The 18,387-nt window shown below is 37.8% G+C and carries 10 protein-coding genes; 9 read left to right on the top strand and 1 reads right to left on the bottom strand.

The genetic code is table 11. The features are described from left to right. A partial coding sequence (gene bcsE / locus GQR53_RS12795) for a cellulose biosynthesis protein BcsE (protein ID WP_165744104.1) occupies positions 1-1,380 on the bottom strand: 1,380 nt, incomplete at its 3' end. 114 nt (positions 1,381-1,494) lie between these two features. On the opposite strand from bcsE, the gene bcsR reads away from it, so the two are divergent. From bcsR to hppD, 9 genes are all read left to right on the top strand, one after another. Further along, positions 1,495-1,674 carry a BcsR/BcsP family cellulose biosynthesis protein gene (gene bcsR / locus GQR53_RS12790; RefSeq protein ID WP_002958211.1) on the top strand — a complete coding sequence of 60 codons (180 nt, stop codon included), beginning with the start codon at positions 1,495-1,497 and terminating at the stop codon, positions 1,672-1,674. Between the two features lie 32 nt (positions 1,675-1,706). Continuing rightward, a complete protein-coding gene (gene bcsQ, locus GQR53_RS12785; RefSeq protein WP_165744103.1) occupies positions 1,707-2,423 on the top strand; it encodes a cellulose biosynthesis protein BcsQ in 717 nt (238 codons plus the stop codon). 1 nt (position 2,424) lies between these two features. Next, positions 2,425-5,091, top strand: coding sequence for a UDP-forming cellulose synthase catalytic subunit (gene bcsA, locus GQR53_RS12780; RefSeq protein ID WP_165744102.1), 2,667 nt, complete (start codon positions 2,425-2,427; stop codon positions 5,089-5,091). Then, entirely contained in the window at positions 5,084-7,330 is a 2,247-nt protein-coding gene (gene bcsB / locus GQR53_RS12775) for a cellulose biosynthesis cyclic di-GMP-binding regulatory protein BcsB (protein ID WP_165744101.1), read from the top strand. The genes bcsA and bcsB overlap by 8 nt, the downstream gene beginning before the upstream one ends. Continuing rightward, positions 7,330-8,460, top strand: a complete 1,131-nt coding sequence (gene bcsZ, locus GQR53_RS12770; protein WP_165744100.1) for a cellulose synthase complex periplasmic endoglucanase BcsZ — start codon at positions 7,330-7,332, stop codon at positions 8,458-8,460. Before bcsB ends, bcsZ begins: the two co-directional genes overlap by 1 nt. Continuing rightward, positions 8,451-12,269, top strand: coding sequence for a cellulose synthase subunit BcsC-related outer membrane protein (locus GQR53_RS12765; RefSeq protein WP_165744099.1), 3,819 nt, complete (start codon positions 8,451-8,453; stop codon positions 12,267-12,269). The genes bcsZ and GQR53_RS12765 overlap by 10 nt, the downstream gene beginning before the upstream one ends. A 246-nt stretch (positions 12,270-12,515) precedes the next feature. After that, a complete protein-coding gene (locus GQR53_RS12760; RefSeq protein ID WP_076925446.1) occupies positions 12,516-14,009 on the top strand; it encodes a peptide MFS transporter in 1,494 nt (497 codons plus the stop codon). Between the two features lie 146 nt (positions 14,010-14,155). Further along, positions 14,156-16,888, top strand: coding sequence for a metallophosphoesterase (locus tag GQR53_RS12755; protein ID WP_165744098.1), 2,733 nt, complete (start codon positions 14,156-14,158; stop codon positions 16,886-16,888). A 318-nt stretch (positions 16,889-17,206) separates the two neighbouring features. Then, complete coding sequence (gene hppD / locus GQR53_RS12750) at positions 17,207-18,253, top strand: 4-hydroxyphenylpyruvate dioxygenase (RefSeq protein ID WP_024589439.1); 1,047 nt, start codon at positions 17,207-17,209, stop codon at positions 18,251-18,253. Positions 18,254-18,387: the final 134 nt, after the last annotated feature.

Genomic DNA, 18,387 nt, shown 5'->3' with positions numbered 1-18,387 from the left:
AGTGGCCTGACTTAAACAAACTGGTCTCCGATGAACTCGGGGCGATTCATCATTCTCTCTACAAGCATGCAAATATAAATAAACTGTATTATCTGCAATACTAAATACATCACCTTCGCGTTTAATATGAAATAAATGCAAAGGGTGTATTGGGTCAATTCTTGGCAGTAGTTCTAACTTAACTAGCACACCACTTACGCCTAAGTTGACAGCTGAATCACTATGAACTTCTACTTGTTTTGTAAATTCTATGAAAGGTAGGTAACCTTTCGAAAAAGTGTTCTCGGTGTATTTTAAAACATCTTCAACAGAGGGAGGTAAAGGTCTTGAAAACTGAAAACCTTGAATAGATTGAATTTGTGAGAGCAACCTAGAAGGCTCTGAAAAGCTATACAAGATAAGGTTTACACCCAAGGTTAAAAATAAACACTCATCTTGATGGCGAATAACACCATCTACATTTTGAATAACAAGTTTTAACCAGCGTCCGCAGTTTTTTCTAAGTTCAAAACACTGCTTACCCAATAGCGCCAAATCGGTGTAACGCGTAACTGCAAAAATTAAGGTGGCTGCTTCTACTTTTGGGCCTTTATTAAATAAATCATTATTATCTTTTACGCTTTTATAATGCATCGGTAACTTAGTACCTTCGGGCACAGCACTTTGCACGAGCCAAACATCGTCTTCATCGGAAAAGTCTGAGTGTTTAAGTGTTTTACTTTCGCTTGGCGTTCCAGTTTGAACAACAAACTGATTACCACTTAATAATAATTGGTAATGTTCACCAGCGATAACCCCCCTACTGTGACGCCAATAATCATATTCAAGTACTCGAACCGCAGAATCGTTATCAACAAATACCAGCCCATCAAATACATTGTTTAATCGTCTAAATAAAAAGCGATAATTTGCAATATCAGGTCCCGAAATTAAAAATAATAATGTAGCTCCCGTACTACGAACAAAATCGTTGTACTGCCTCATCATCAGCTCTAAGCTTTTCTCGTCAGTACTGCTTAACTGTGCTGTATTAAAATGAACAAAAATAAGCGCTTTGTTTAGGCGTTTATAAGCACTTATTTCTTTTATAATACCTGAATTAATTTTCTCTATAGAATGATTCTGTGTTTCTGAGGCCAACGAAAAAGGGTGTACTCTATTATGCTTATAAGCATAATTTAACGATGCGGAAAAAGAAGAATCAAAAAATGATTCAACCTCTTGGGAAACTATATATATATCATTAACCAAGCTTTGGTTAATTGAATGTAACGCCAATTCGATTACAAAATTGTCTAAAGGGGCTAAAACAGCATAACTTGAAGCCGATTTTAACTCTTTTGCAGCAGGCTCTAATCCCGTTATGTTAAAGTTATGCACTTAAAACGCCCTATAAAAAATACTTTTTTACTAGTTTTAACCGTTATTCTATATATAATAGCCAAATATTGTCCACTTTTAATCAAAATAATTAAAGTAACTGTAAAGGTAAGAATGAATAACTTGACGCCTAAAAATTCACAAACGTTAACATCAAGTGACATAGAAAACCTTGCACTACGTTTTGGTGGAAAGAGTGATGACTACATAGAAATTGTAAACAAACAGCAAAATAATAATACAATTAATAAGTACGCATTACTTAAAGAAATAAACAACGAACTAAACACATAAGTTAGTTCAATTAAAGATAGGTAAAACTTCCGTTGCAAAGAGTTTTCGTTAAAGGTATCAAAGGCGGTTTAGGCACTACCTCTGTGGTTGCAAATTTAGCGTGCGTGCTAAAAAAGTCTGATGTTGACGTTATTGCAATCGATCTAGATGCAAAAAGTGACCTAGGTTTACATTTTGGCTTGCCATGGAAGTATACCAAAGGCTGGAGTAATGAAGCGAGCTTTGAAGATGCACTTGTGCATTTTCATCAAGATGACGATGGCATTATATTTTTACCATATGGTGACAGCACTAATACTAGCATCGATAACATCACTAAAATGGTAAATAGATGCAAAAACCTAAATTATAGCCAAGAAGCGTGGGTAATTTTTGACTGCCCTGCACATATTAACCTTCCCCACTATCCGTTAGAGAAAAACGATATTGTAATTGAACTGGTTAATTGCGACGCTATTTGTCACAGCTTAATTTATAGACGCCTACAAACACTCAAAAATTCAGATACTGATTGGAAGCATTACTTTTTAGTTAACCGCTATAATTCTGCATCTACGCTAGAATTTGACTTGTTTTCTCTTTGGCAATCTACGCTCCCCCTTATGGCTCCGTTTTTTATCAACAGTGACGAAGTTATTAAAGAGTCAACCGCATACAGAAATGTAGCGCTTAATTGTGCGCCATATAGTGTCGCAAACGATGACTTTGAAACACTAGCTGGTTGGCTAGTTAGTAAAGCGACCTTATAAAATGAGCATTACATCATTTTATCAGCGCCCTATTCACAGCACTTTATACTTGCTGCTGAGCATTTTATTTACTGATAAGTTAGTCCGGTACATTTTATTTAAGTTTCATAGCTACTTTAATCAACATAAAGTAAATGTTATTGAAGCTTTTTTAATGCCTTTTATTACGCTTTTAAGCTCACTGTTTATAAATATTAAAAAGCACAAAATCAGCTTTGAATATACCCTTTATGACTACTACCCTCATTTAAGGTTGCCTTACCGAACCTACATTTACTCAAATATATTACGCTTTATTATACAAAGTGTTTTTTTAGTGTTTTTTAAAAACCAGCTTAAATCTAGTTCTGTAAAAGATGATGCTGTTAATTATTTTTATGATGGTGTTAGCTACCTTTTAAGGCAATTACGTTGGTTTGATTTAAAGCTAGGTAGATTGTTAAAGCGCTTACTATCAAAAAAAAAAGGCCCTAAAAAAAGTGCTTTTAAAGCAATGGCTGATGCACGTGTATGGCAAAATAAATTAGTTAAGTATGTAATTCTCGCATTTATTTTATTTTTACTAGCAATATTCATTACAATTCCTTTTAGTTTGGAAGCTCAAGCCGTTTTTATAAGCTTTATTTTATTAGTTGCGTATGCACTTAAGCGAGTAAAAGGCCAAATGGCAACTATTGTTATGATAACCCTGTCAGTAACTACGTCTTCTCGTTACTTATGGTGGCGCTACACTGAGACTTTAAATTGGGACGATCCACTAGCACTCGCACTAGGTGCCGGCTTATTACTTGCTGAAACTTATGCTTGGCTTGTACTTATTTTAGGCTTTTTCCAAACAGTTAATCCACTTGAGCGAAAACCAGTCCCTTTACCTAAAGACACTGACCTATGGCCAACTGTTGATGTATACATCCCAACTTATAACGAGCCGTTAAGCGTTGTAAGGCCGACTACTCTAGCTGCTCTGAGCATCGATTGGCCTGCAGACAAGTTAAATGTTTATATATTAGATGATGGAAAGCGCCCTGAGTTTAAAGATTTTGCAGCCGAGATTGGAGTGGGTTATTTAGCACGTGCGGATAACAATCATGCTAAAGCCGGTAATATGAATAGCGCTATGCGTTATACCGATGGCGAATATATCGCAATTTTTGATTGTGACCACGTCCCTGCTCGCTCATTTTTACAAATGACAATGGGGCAGTTTTTAAAAGACAGTAAAGTGTGTTTAGTGCAAACACCTCATCACTTTTTCTCAGCCGATCCATTTGAGCGAAACCTTAACAACCACAGCCAAATCCCTAATGAGAACATGCTGTTTTATGGACTTATTCAAGACGGCAACGACATGTGGGATGCAACCTTCTTTTGTGGTTCTTGCGCTGTATTAAAACGAGCAGCACTTGATGATATTGGCGGCTTTGCGTTTGAAACAGTAACGGAAGATGCTCACACAGCACTTCGTATGCAGCGTGCTGGTTATAAAACAGCTTATATAAACATTCCACAAGCAGCAGGCCTTGCCACCGACAGTTTGTCAGCGCATATAGGCCAACGTATTCGCTGGGCGCGTGGTATGGCGCAAATATTTAGACTTGATAACCCATTAATGGGCAAAGGTTTAAGCATTCCTCAACGATTATGCTATATAAACGCAATGCTGCACTTCCTTTCGGGTATTCCTCGTATTGTATTTTTAACAGCACCTTTAGCGCTAATATATTTTAATGCATACATAATTTATGCCCCATTTATAGCTATTTTTATCTATGTAGTGCCAACACTAATTCAAATAAAAGCGACTAACTCACGCATTCAAGGCAAGTATCGTTATTCCTTCTGGGGTGAAGTCTATGAGTCAGTACTTGCTTGGTACATATTAAAACCCACTACCGTTGCTTTATTTAATCCTAATAAAGGTAAATTTAACGTAACCGAAAAAGGTGGTTTAAATGATGAAGAACATTACGATTGGGGCATTTCTAAACCGTATTTAATTCTCTTACTTATTAACTTACTTGGAATAATAGTGGGTGTATTACGTCTGTTTTTAGGTGACTCAAGTCAGATTGGTGTACTTATAATAAGTATGGGTTGGGCTTTTTATAATATTATTATTTTAGGTGCTGCTGTTGCAGTTGCTGCTGAAGCACGCCAAGTGAGGCACTCGCATCGTATTAAGGCAAACTTTCCTGCCGGCGTTCGTTTAGCAAATGGTCATACTTTAAAAGTAAAAATAACAGATTATTCAGATAACGGTGTAGGCATAGAGACTGAACACGCACATTTATGCCGCGTTAACGATAAAATTGAATTATTAATGAGTCGCGGTAACAAGCAATTTTCGTTTACAACTTATGTATGTAATACCCGTAGAAAACAAATTGGCCTTACACTTAAAGATTTATCTCTCGAAAAACAGAGAGCGTTTATACAATGTACCTTCTCAAGAGCAGATGCTTGGTTAGATTGGCAAAATAACTTTAGACATGACCGTCCATCGTATAGCTTCAAAGAAGTGCAAAAAACCAGTTTACGGGGCTTTAGTAATTTACTATTTCATGCTCCAAGAGCGTTACAACCAATTATTAAGTTTATGACTAATACCGTCATTTACATAAATTCATTTACTCCAAAAAAACCGATAGTGCATAATAATCATGATTAAAAAGTTACTTAATACATTTCTAACATTGTTACTTATTAGTAGCGCATATAAAGTGCTCGCTATCGAGCCTATGCACGACAAAACTATGTTCGTAAATGGCTACCCTGAAAGCGCTCAGGTCTCTAGTTTACGTCTTAGTTTTGAAAAGTTAGGGTTCAACGACTATAAACTCGACGGTGTTAATAACAATTCTCGTGTCGATTTTACAAATAGAATCGACAAGTTAAGCACTAATTTAAAACTTAACTTTTCGTACACTAACTCACCTTCATTACTGGCTAATGTATCGCATTTAAAAGTTTACTTTAACGATAACCTAGTCACTGTATTGCCTATTAATGAACAACTAAGTGTTGTAAAAAATACGGTAAGTCACAGCCTAGATCTAAATGCTAAATATATTCAAGACTACAACCAAATCCGCTTTGAGTTAGTCGGTTACTATGACTTACGATGCCAAGATTACTTTAGCCGCTCAATCTGGACTGAAATAAACAAATCTAGCCATATTACGCTTGATCAAAAACAGTTAGCAATTGATAGCCGTCTTGAGTATTTACCAGAACCATTTTTTGATGCTAAAGATTACAATAAACTAAACTTACCTTTTGTATTTGCAAGCACACCTAATACACAAGCTATAGAAGCCGCGGCAACTTTATCGAGTTGGTTTGGCGCTCAAGCTGATTGGCGTGGCGCTAACTTTCCTGTAACCGTAAATAAAACACCAGAACAACATAGTGTGGTGTTTATTACTAATGACTCAAAACCTGATTTTTTAAAAGATTATCCTGATGTCGAAAAACCTACAGTTGAGCTAATTTCAAGCCCAATCCACAGATACAATAAAATGTTGTTAATTTTAGGCCGTGATGAAAAAGATTTAAAAACAGCGGTCACTGGTTTGGTATTTGGTCATAAAATTATGACAGGCAGAAGTGCAAGCATCGAAGCAATTAATAAGCTACCTCTGCGTAAAGCATACGATGCCCCGCGATGGCTTAGAAACGATCGTCCAGTCCACTTTGACGAGCTTATTGACTACCCAACTCAGTTACAAGCTGAAGGTCTTAACAACGGCCCTATAAAACTAAATGTCCGTTTTGCACCTGATTTATTCACTTGGCGTGAAAAAGGGATCCCGATAACTTTGCAATACCGTAATACACCTGAGAGCGAAACCTTAAATTCGCGTTTAAATATGCTAATAAACCAAGAATTTATAAGTGGCTTCTTACTTGATAAAAAAGATACATCGTTAACAACCGCTAAAACGTTGCTGCCTTTAATTGCTAATACAGACACAACACAAAGCGCAGAAGATTTTTCATTGGAAGGTATTAATCTTGCCAATCGCAATGAACTAAACTTTGATTTTAGGTTTGCAGTACTTAAGAAAGGCGAATGTGCCGTTGCTCCCCCTGGCGGCGAATACGGTGTAATTGATGGAAATTCTAATATTGATGTAAGTGGGTTTGACCATTACATGGCTTTACCTGATTTAAATGTATTTGCAAATAGCGGGTTCCCATTTACAAAGTATGCAGATTTACAGCAAACTTTAGTGTTAATAGACGAAGTTCCATCACCAAAAGCACTTTCTGTATTATTTAACCTAACAGGTCATTTTGGCGCTATTACAGGATACCCAGCTCATAGAATAAGCGTTGCTCATTTAAATGAAGATGCAAACTTAGATGACAAAGACATCTTAGTTATCGCAAAACCTAATAGCATTGCTAATAACTTAGATGAAGATGCACAAACTAATATCCTCCTTGATAACAATCAGCGTGCTATAAAACAAGCTATATACAATGGTGCATATGATGAACAAACTACAGATAAAGTAGAAGTAAGTATAAAAAGTAGCGGGGATATGGCCGTTATCACTGGCTTTCAATCACCGTTTGATTCAGAGCGTTCAATTGTATCGCTTAGTGCAACATCACAAAAAGCCTTTACTCTGCTTGATGATGCGTTAATGAGTTCAGAAGCGCTTGCACAAATTAAAGGCAGTGCGGCGGTTATAAACTCCCAAGGTATTAAAACTATTAAAACTGATGAGCAATATTTTGTTGGTCATATTCCAGTGCATACACTAATTTGGTTCCATTTGTCGGATCACCCATTTGTGCTGGCGCTATTGTCTATTTTAACACTACTGCTGATCTCATTTATAATATGGCGATTACTGCAAGCATTAACATACAAGCGCTTAGCTGAAGGAGATAAGTAATGAAGTCACTCATTAATGTATTTTTTACCATGATTGCATTATTTACTTTTAATGCCAATGCACAAGTAGAGCAGTGCCAGCCATGGGATGCATGGCAAACATTTAAAAATAATTTTATAAGCAAAGATGGCCGCGTTATTGATTTGGGGAGTGAGCAAAATATCACAACCTCTGAAGGCCAATCTTATGCGTTATTTTTTGCTGTTGTGGCAAATGACAAAGCAATGTTTGATCTAGTGCTTGATTGGACACAAGAGCATTTATCAGAAGGTGATTTAAGCACTCGTTTACCGGCATGGCAATGGGGTGTTAACAATCAAAATATTGGCGGAATTTTAGACTCAAACCCAGCGTCTGATTCTGACTTATGGATAGCATACAGCTTATCGCAAGCAGCTATTCTTTGGGATGACCGCCGCTACAGTATATTAGCAGCCGTACTCGCACAACGAATAATGCGTGAAGAAACCGCCTATATTTCGGGTCTAGGTTTATCATTACTACCCGCTCCTACAGGTTTTGAATTTGATAATGAGCGTTTTAAGTTAAATCCGAGCTACTCGCCATTATTTATTTATCAGCAGTTTAAAAAGCTCTACCCACACTCGCCTTGGCATCAACTGCACGAAGGCTCAGCAAAGTTGATTTTAGATACAGCAAAACAAGGCGTTAGCCCTGATTGGGTAATGTTTGATGCAAATAACGGCTTTTACTACGATAAAAAAACAACTGACTTGGGCAGTTACAACGCTATTAGAGTATATTTATGGGCAAGTATGATGGCAGACAACGCACCTTATAAAAAAGAGCTATTAGCGCAATTTAGCCCTTTTATAGAAACAATTAATAAACGTGGTTACGTGCCTTTAAATACTTATGCTAAATCAGGGAAATCTGAAAAAAGAGGTCCTCTAGGCTTTAACTCAGCTTTATTACCTTTACTAGCAACTAATAACGACAACTCTACAGTAATGGCAATTCAGCAAAAGCTAATGATTGATAAATCATTTACCCAGACTCGTTATTACGACAGCGTACTTAACTTGTTTGGTGCAAGTGCTTTGAATAAACGTTTTTCAATTACAGCAGATGGGACGCTACAACCGGTATGGAGCACTGAATGCCGTTAAGGTTTGCCCTAGCTTGCACATTAGCGCTTAGCTCTGGATTAAGCGCTAACACAGTCAACGATATTGATACGCAATCTGTTGATTGGTTACTAAGCCAAATAGGTATTGGTGAAGCACAGCAAAATAAAAAACTAGTTGAAGATAGCTTACGAAAGCTAGTCGCTATTGCTCCTGCCCGAATAGAAACACAGTGCGCAGTAGCGCGTTATGATTTTGCCAATGGAGAATCAGCAAAAGCCAACCAGTTATTAAGTAAAATAGATAATGGGCTTACCGAACAGGCTCCGTGCGTTGAAAAACTAAAAGTTCTTTCTCGTACTGAAGGCAAAGATAAATCTTCAATTCAACAAGCTAAATTATTGGCTCGTGCGGGTCGTTATGAACAAGCTCGCGAAATCTATAATAAGATTTTTAAAAATGTCTACCCAACACTAGATTACGAACTTGAACATTTAAGCTGGTATGGACAAGATAGCTCCCAATGGGAGAGTGTAAAAAAAGGCTATGATAGATTAGCTCAAAACTATCCAAGTATTGCGCAAGTAGAAGTCGCTTATGCGCGTCACTTACTTAGGCGTAATCTGACAGATAAAAAAGCGATTGATATTTTAAGTAAATATGGTGCAGGCCCTACTTTTATCAATGAAGTAGAATACATCTGGCTTAGTGCTTTACTAGAAATGCCCTTAACGGATGAAACAGTCAAGCAGTATCAGCGCTATTTCACGCTTTATCCCTTTAGTAGCAAAGGTGAATTGCAGTACCAAGATTTTCTAAAAGATTATAAAAAACGCCAAACACTCCTTGCCGACCCTGCTTATCAATTTTGGGTAAGAGGTGATAAATTACTTGAGAAAAATAAGCTAGCTGCTGCAGAGCCCCTGCTTTTAAAAGCTTTAAGAGGTCGTCCGCAAGACGGCGCTATAATGCGAAGCATTGGCACACTCTATTTACGCCTCGGTCAAAATCAAAAATCGTATCAATACTTTACGCGTGCGCAAAAATACACAACTGAGTTCGCTGAGCGTGAAACACTACAAGAATTAGCAAAAACAGCTAAGCTTTGGCTTTATATACGCGAAGCTAAAAATGCCATTAATAATAAAGAATTTAAAACGGCTAAGCTTAAGCTTGATTTAGCTGCCACCTTAGAACAAGAAACTAATACAGTAATATATAACAAAGGCTTATTACAATTTGCTCAAGGTCAATATTCACAAGCCGCACTTACATATCAAATTGTTTTAAAAAGCGAGCCGCTTAATAGCAGTGCTTTAATAGGCCTACTTGAAATAGCTGAATTAGAGCAGAATGAAAAAGCCCTAACCTCTTTTTATAACAGCTTATCGTTTAATCAAAAGAAACTAATTAAAGAACCTTATTCTGTATCTTTAAGCAGTCAGTACCGCGCAAAGGCAGAGGCGTTAACGCAATCTGGAGATTTAGAGCAAGCTGAAAAAGTATTAAAAAATGCAATTGAAATAGCGCCAGAACAGCCTTGGTTATACTACGATTTAGCCTTTATATATCAACAAAAAGGTCTGACAGAAGAGGCCCGCGCTTTATTTAATAATGTACTGTGGCAATTTCCGTTAAACCCACAGATTCGTTATAGCCACGCGCTTTTTTTACGCTCCCTTGATGACTATCAAGGTGCTATTAAAACATTGCAGTACATTCCATTTAAATCCAGAGATAAAGATATTATTGCGCTTGAACAGCAACTGCAACTCAATGAGTCTTTGACACAAAGTGAGCGCCATCTAGACGCTAAAAATAAAGCCACTGCGATTTATCATTTAAGTAGCTTAGAAGCACAGAACTTAACACCCGCTATGCAGGCAGAGTTATCGCGAAGTTGGTATAGAATCGACGAAAAAAAACACGCTATAAGACTTATAAGCAAAGCACTGAAAGCTGAGCCTTTGCTTTCTGCTTATTGGCATACACTTTATGGTGAATGGCTTTTAGATCAGGGCGATGAAAATAAAACCAAGCAATGGTTTGAAAATTACATATTACCAGAGAGCGCCACTGAGAACGAAACTACTCAATATGTACAGCTACAAAATAGCTATATTACTCAGTATTACAATGGTAGTGATTTAATCGCTAAGCTTAACCAGCTGGATCAAAAATATAAAAATACGCCAGCAACAACTACTGCCCTTATTAATGCAAACTTAGCGCTAGAACAGCGCGAAGCTGCTGTTATTTTATATCAGCAAAAAGTACAAAATAAACAAACCATAGAACCTCAAGCACTACTCGCTATTGCTAATGCATATATAGAACTTGGGGACGACTTTCAGGCAAAAGAAGTTACGCAAAAAGCGATTACGCAAACCACGTCGCAAGAAGGTTATTTACAACGCCAAATCATGTCATCTCTTAATGAGTTTAAGTACTCAGGGGATGCACTTTATTTAGCTAAGCAACTTGTTGAAAAGTCACCCAACGATCAAGAACTACGTTATTTAGGCGCTCAAGTAGCCAGCAAATTCAACGAAACCGAACAAGCACAATCTTGGTACGCACAAACCCTGTCACCTAATCGTACGCTAAATGAAAAAGAGCTTTACGGAGCGCTTTTAAAAATAGATGAAAACGATGAATGGTATGTAAATGGTGCTAAACGTGAGCTAATAAACGAGCAAAACAAAAACCAAGCCTACATTGCCATTGGTGTTAACTTTAGTGGACAAACAAGTACTGAAAGCGAAGCAACACTTGGTGCAGGCTTAGTCCCGATTGAAGCTTACTTTCCGCTTTGGCAAGGCCAGGGATTTATTAAAATAGACCCGACAACTATTAGTGCACAAACAACGCGCTTTGATGAGCAGTTTGCAGGTAGCCGCTACGGACAAGGTGCACTGTGTATTTTTACCTGCTCAATCGATGAAGTAACACCTGAGGAAAGTGGTGTAGATGTAGGTATTGGTTGGCAGAACGAAAACTGGCGTGTAGATGTAGGTACAACTCCACTCGGCTTTTTAATTGAAGACATTGTATGGGGTGTAAATTACGCAGACAGTTTTGGCGATTTTGGATACAGCCTAGAACTTGAAAAGCGCCCAGTTACAAGCTCGGTACTTTCTTATGCGGGCTTAAAAGATGTAAATACGGGTGAAGTTTGGGGTGGTGTACGCTCTACAGGCCTGACTGCTAATGTATCGCATGACTTAGGCGGAAAATGGGGGTTTTGGTCAAGTGCCGACTTTACCCTATATAAAGGCCAAAATGTAAAAGACAACCAACGCTATCGTATGATGGGCGGTACTTATTACCGTGTAATTAGCAATCAAGAGCGTGAATTTACCGCAGGCGCTAGCTTATTACATTGGGCATACAAGTATAATTTAAGTGAAGAAACATGGGGCCATGGTGGTTATTACAGCCCACAAAACTATGTAGGCTTATCTGTGCCACTCACTTATGACGCGCGTTGGGGCGATGATTTTGTTTATCGATTAAAAACCGGTGTTTCGTACTCGCAAACAAAAACTCAATCTATTGATTTTTTCCCTAATGATGGCGATTTGCAAATAGCTGCATATGATAGAGAGTCAATAACAGGTGTTGATCCTGTATTTGAAGGTGAAACAAGTTCTGGTGTTTCGTATAATCTTGAAGGTAGTTTTGAGTATAGAATAACGCCGAATTGGTTCTTTGGTGGTTATTTAGCCATCGATCGTTCTGACTTTTACGAACCAAACTTTGGTCAGCTTTATATACGTTACTACTTTAATCCTGTGTACGGAACACTTGAGTTTCCAGGCACTCCTATTATTCCTTATGCTGAGTTTTAACTTGGCATAAGGTGATATACCGCGAATACTTCCCCTAGCACAAAGGTATATGTATACTTGAGCGCAATTGTAACTAGGATAAGGGTGTGTCTCTTACTTTGTGGTGTTATAGCCATACAGCAAATCATTATCTTAGCTACAAATACTATACTGATGGTCGAGCATTTTAGTGGTTATAAATTCTAAAATAGCTAAAGCAAAAAATTATAAGGCCATCATAACAATACTTAAAGTTAGGAAGTAAATATGAGTTCAACTCCAGATAGTGGCTGGTGGGGCCACCCTAAAGGACTTTCGACATTGTTCTTCACTGAAATGTGGGAACGAATGAGTTATTACGGTATGCGAGCTATGCTCGTATTATTCATGACAGCAAGCTTACAAGAAGAAGGCCTTGCCTTTACTGTTGCATCAGCTGCTGCAATCTATGGCTTGTACACAGGCGCAGTATACTTTTTAGGCTTACCGGGTGGCTGGCTAGCTGATAGATTATTTGGTGGTCAAAAAGCAGTTTGGTATGGCGGCATAATTATTATGATTGGCCATATTATTTTGGCTATTCCACATGATTATTCTTTCTTCATTGGCTTAATATTTGTAGCAACAGGTACTGGTTTACTAAAACCAAATATCAGTGCAATGGTAGGCCAATTATATAGCGATGCTGATGAGCGTCGTGATGGCGGTTACGCTATTTATTACATGGGTATTAACATGGGTTCTTTAATAGGTTACTACGTATGTGGTTACTTTATGGAGAACGTAGGCTGGCACTGGGCATTTGGTGCGGCAGCTGTCGGTATGGCCATTGGTTTAGTTCAGTACAAACTCACACTTAATAACTTACCAGAGCACAGCGCTTTACCTGCCAATCCATTGGGTCCTAAAGGTACTTCACGTGCATGGATTGGTATTGCTGTATTTGTAATTGCAGCAGCTGCAGTTACTACAGCTGCAATGACCGGCGCAATTGTAATCAATCCAACAGTGGTTGCAGGTTACACAGCGATTGTATTTACTATTATCTTTTTTGTTTATTTTGGTGTTATTTACTTTACAGGTAAATTAACTGATGCTGAAAAACAAAGAATGTGGGCACTATTTTTAGTCTGTATTGCATCTGCATGTTTTTGGTCTGGCTTTGAACAAGCGGGTTCATCATTAAACTTATTTGCACGCGATTATACTGACCGTCTTATTGGTACTTTTGAAATCCCTACAACGTGGTTTCAATCATTAAATTCACTATTTATTATTGCCTTATCGCCATTTTTTGCAGCACTTTGGATTAACTTATCTAAAAGCTTAGTATCACCTAGCTACAGCGTTAAGTGTGCAATTGGTTTAATTATCATGGCATCAGGCTTTTTAGTGATGTTTATGGCAGCTCATTACGCAGCTGAAGGCTTAAAAGTAGCGCCTTACTGGCTTGTTACTACGTACTTTTTACATACTGTGGGTGAGCTTTGTTTAAGCCCTGTAGCGTTAAGTGCTGTAAGTAAACTATCGCCTAAACGTTACACAGGCCAAATGATGGGTGTATTTGTATTAACTTACTCAATCGGTAATATTATTGCAGGCTTACTTGCTGGTAATTTCGATCCGAACAATGTTGATGAAATTCCTAACTTATACTTACAAATTGCATTATTTAGCATTGGTGTTGGTGTTGTTTTAGTACTAATGACTTTTAAAGCTAAAGTATGGGAAAAACAAGGGTTAGAAGAGAAAGTCTCTTAATTGTTGTTTATTTAAAATATAACAACATAGCCTAAACATTCCTCCATAGCATCTATGGGGGAATTTTTTTATTCAACTTTGCCCCACTCTCGTTAACTGATATTATGTCCTGATTGATTATTGAATAGACTCAGGGACAGCAGTATATGCATTCATTAACGTTATCACGTACCACTCTAATCGCATTATTTCTCCTTATTTTTTTATCTGCCTGTGGTGGCGGTGATGAAGTAACAGTAAATCCAAATGATCCTGTAGAGCCCGAATCTAGTGGCTTAATTATTACCAATGCTAATGGCTTACAAACGTCATTAGATGAAGGTAACTTTACTATCAATGCCCCTGGGGAAATAGTGGCTACCGATACTGAAATAACCTACGGAAAATTAGTCCTTGATGAAAATAATCAAGCAAAAAATATCATTTCAGATATACATACGCTTACCCCGAATACACTTCAACTTTCTAGCCCAATGACAATCACTATAAAAATACCTGACGACTATGTACTAGGAGGCCAGTTATCTATTGCTCGTTTAAGCGGAGACTCTTGGTCAGGTATTACTAATTCAACGGTATCGCAAGGCTTTGTTAGTGCACAAGTAAACCAACTAGGTAGCTATGCAATCGAAATGCAACGTACAGTTGCATTTTCTGATATTGGCCCAACCTGTGATGCTAATGCAACAGAGCAATCTGTAAGGTTTGTTCACGTTGCCGACATGCATTCTCGCTTTGGATATCAAGAACAATATTTTAGTCGCATTAAAGCTTATTACAAAAAAGCGCTAAGCGAATCTCCGTATACATTATTCACCGATGGTGGCGATGATTACGAAAAAGGAACTGTAGCAGAGCAAATATCACAAGGGTTAGCCTCTGATGAAACCGTAAAGCTAATGGCTTTTGATTTACGTGTTTTAGGGAACCATGACTATGCGTGGGGCCCTGAAAAACTACTTGAATTTTCACAAGACGATAATGCCATTGTACTTGCCAGTAATACCCGCTTTGAGGGAGGAAACAGTCAGAATTTTGGTGGTGTCGATTTTGCTAAGGTGCAGGTTGGTTGCATAACATTAGGTGTGTTTGGGATGACGTCGGTACCATGGGATGAGCTTGACGAACCAATTGAAAACGACCCTATTCCTGACTTTATAAAACAATTTAAAATGAGTTGGAAATGGCAACAAATCGCACAAAGTATTGTAAGCCAATACAGCGATGACGTTGATTACATGATTATGCTAAGCCATTTGGGCAAAGGAACTGACGTTGAGATAGCAACCAATGTACCGGGTATAGATTTAGTGCTTGGTGGGCATACTCATGGTGGTGAAGACTTTATAGAGCTTGAAAATAATGCTTTAGTCATTCAACCAGAATTTTATGCTCGCGGAGTCACCGATTTAAATTTAGTATTTAATACTACCGATAAAGCACTAAGTCGTTACGAGTATCAACATGTAGATACGCGAACATCTATAGAACCTGACGAAGAAACTAAGCTAGCTATCGATGAAATAATGGGCCGATATGCACCCGATGCTGATACAGAAATTGCCATTTCAGAAAACTACCCAAGTAGCTTTGAAGTTGCAGAAATAACAGCACTTGCAACTAAACACTCAAGCTCAATCAACGCAGCGCTGCTTAACCCTGAACTTGTACAAAAAAGATGGACGCCTGGCACTGTTACACAAGAAGATTTTCACAAAGCATTTTATGTTGAAAGACAGCCTTCAAACACACCTGGCTTTAATTCACTGTATCAAGTAACCGTTACAGGCACTGATTTAAACACAATGATTGCCAGCCAACCCGATTGGTTTGTGTTAAAGCCAGAAAATATTCAAGTAACGACAAATTATAATGTCGCTTTATTTAAAGGTGCGGCACTTAATCCAGATTTATTTTTTAGCAGTGTTACTTTTAATGATGTAAAGCCAATTGCCGAAGCATGGTGGCTACTTGATCAATACGCGCGCTTTAGAACAACTCAATGTCTTCACCTTGATACAGACGCACAGCTTAATGCTTGCCAAGATGTTGCAAATATAACAACTTGGAACTTTGACGATCCAACAAACCCACTAACTCCAAACTCAGGCCCATCTGTTTTAAGCTACTTTGACCCAGAAAATGACGGTTGGGGCCCAGAAGATACACGCTATGAGACAACCACTGATCTTAATATTTCCGATTTAACTGATGGTCCTTCTGGTGTAATGGCTTTTACTCGTCACTCCCCAACAGAAGGCCTATTGATTACGTTAAACACAGCTGCAAATGGTGATTTTAAACATGACGGGTTAGTGTCTGACTACACAATAGTTATGGATATAAACTGGCCATTGGAAACAAACGACATTTACCGCGCAATAATCCAAGCCGATACCGAAAACTACGATACAGATGATGCAGATATATTTGCAAGCCCTGACGGTGGGTACGGTGAAGCAACCAGCAATAGTGGATACTTTGGCGATACTGAACCAGGTAATTGGCATCGTATTGCCTTTGTATTTTATGCTGCACCAACAAATGGCGTATTTGAAATATATGTAGATGGTGAACTCGAAGGTGTTAAAGAAGAAGGCGAGATAAACCGTCGATGGGCACTTGATAAAACAATCCTGTTATTTACAGATAACAACTACGAAACCCGGCCTGGTTACTTAAATGCATTACTTTATGCTGGTCGTGCGATGACCAGAGATGAAATTAAAAGTATGGGCGGCGCACAACAAAAGCTCTCTTTTGAGCAATCGACACGAGTGCTAAATCAAACCATTGAGCGCCATTACCAAGCAGCTCCAGCAATTAAAACTAACTTGTGGATAGAGCAGCGAAACAAGTTCTTTGGTAATGGCTCTTAAAGTGTAAACAATTAAATACAAACAGGCTTTGGCTTGTTCATTATAAAAGGGGGGTTGACGCAGTTTAAACCTCCTTTTTAGTATTTAAATACAACAACTTAAAAACAAGTGCTTCCACTTTAATTTTTACCATATAACTTCATTTTATTTAACTGTATTACAAACGCGTAACTTTATAATAACCGTCCTATTAAATTTACACATACCACATTTACTAAATAGTGCCCCCCTCTTCCCCAAATCAAGAATCTGGTTGATTATCTACTGCAATATGACAACAACACATAATCGCAGTGCTTAATTGCGGGAGTAATAATAATGAGTGAAGTAAATAACTATTTAGGTTTAGTCGGTATTGAATTTACCGAGTACGCAACACCTGATGCTGATTATATGGATAAAGTATTTACTGATTTTGGCTTCTCTAAGCTTAAAAAATTCAAAGGTAAAGACATTGTTTATTACAACCAAAACGATATTCATTTTTTACTGAATAACGAGCGTGAAGGTTTTTCTGCAGAATTTGCTAAAAGCCATGGTCCTGCTATTTGTTCTATGGGTTGGCGTGTTGAGAATGCGCAAAAAGCATTTGAAACTGCAGTAGAGCGTGGTGCAAAACCAGCCACTGATTCAACGCATAAAAATATGCCTTACCCTGCAATTTATGGCATTGGCGACAGCCTAATTTACTTTATTGAAAACTTTGGCGACAAAGGCACTATCTACGAAAGTGATTTTGAAGATTTAGAAACGCAAAATGTTGTAGAAGATAAAGGGTTTATCCGAATCGATCATTTAACTAATAACGTCTATAAAGGCACCATGGAAAAATGGGCTAACTTTTATAAAGACGTGTTTGGTTTTACAGAAGTACGCTACTTTGACATTAAAGGTCAAAAAACGGCGCTTATTTCGTATGCACTTAAGTCCCCTTGTGGCACCTTCTCTATTCCAATAAACGAAGGTAAAGGTAACGATAACAACCAAATTGATGAATACCTTGGTGAGTACAACGGCCCTGGCGTTCAACATTTAGCGTTTTTAACAGATGATTTAGTAAGCTCTCTTGATAAGCTTGATAAATCAACAATCGCTACTTTGGATATTATTCCAGAGTACTACGACACTATTTTTGACCGTGTACCTTGGGTTGCAGAAGATAAAGAAAAAATTCGTCAACATCAGATACTCGTAGATAGCCAAAGTGAAAATTGTTACTTATTACAAATTTTCTCTAAAAACTTATTTGGTCCAATCTTTATAGAAATGATCCAACGCGTTGATGATGGTGGCTTTGGTGAAGGTAACTTCCAGGCATTATTTGAATCAATCGAACGCGACCAAGAGCGTCGCGGCGTTTTATAAAATATTTGAGTAAATTAAAAGCAGCGAACTTCGCTGCTTTTGTCGTTTTAATATTTAAAAAGTATTGCGCTAAGTACAAGTATGATTAAATAAACTATACCTTGTCGCCATACAGTAAAATCCAAAGGAAATGT

The organism is Pseudoalteromonas sp. Z9A6 (assembly GCF_011378805.1).
GTDB classification, from domain to species: Bacteria; Pseudomonadota; Gammaproteobacteria; order Enterobacterales; family Alteromonadaceae; genus Pseudoalteromonas; species Pseudoalteromonas distincta.
Note: the sequence above shows the minus strand (reverse complement) of the source record. Positions and strands in the feature narration are given on the sequence as shown.

Coding starts and splice junctions, on each gene's coding strand:
- bcsR (WP_002958211.1), top strand. CDS start 1,495: ATGAATAACTTGACGCCTAAAAATTCACAAACGTTAACATCAAGTGAC.
- bcsA (WP_165744102.1), top strand. CDS start 2,425: ATGAGCATTACATCATTTTATCAGCGCCCTATTCACAGCACTTTATAC.
- bcsB (WP_165744101.1), top strand. CDS start 5,084: ATGATTAAAAAGTTACTTAATACATTTCTAACATTGTTACTTATTAGT.
- bcsZ (WP_165744100.1), top strand. CDS start 7,330: ATGAAGTCACTCATTAATGTATTTTTTACCATGATTGCATTATTTACT.
- GQR53_RS12765 (WP_165744099.1), top strand. CDS start 8,451: ATGCCGTTAAGGTTTGCCCTAGCTTGCACATTAGCGCTTAGCTCTGGA.
- GQR53_RS12760 (WP_076925446.1), top strand. CDS start 12,516: ATGAGTTCAACTCCAGATAGTGGCTGGTGGGGCCACCCTAAAGGACTT.
- GQR53_RS12755 (WP_165744098.1), top strand. CDS start 14,156: ATGCATTCATTAACGTTATCACGTACCACTCTAATCGCATTATTTCTC.
- hppD (WP_024589439.1), top strand. CDS start 17,207: ATGAGTGAAGTAAATAACTATTTAGGTTTAGTCGGTATTGAATTTACC.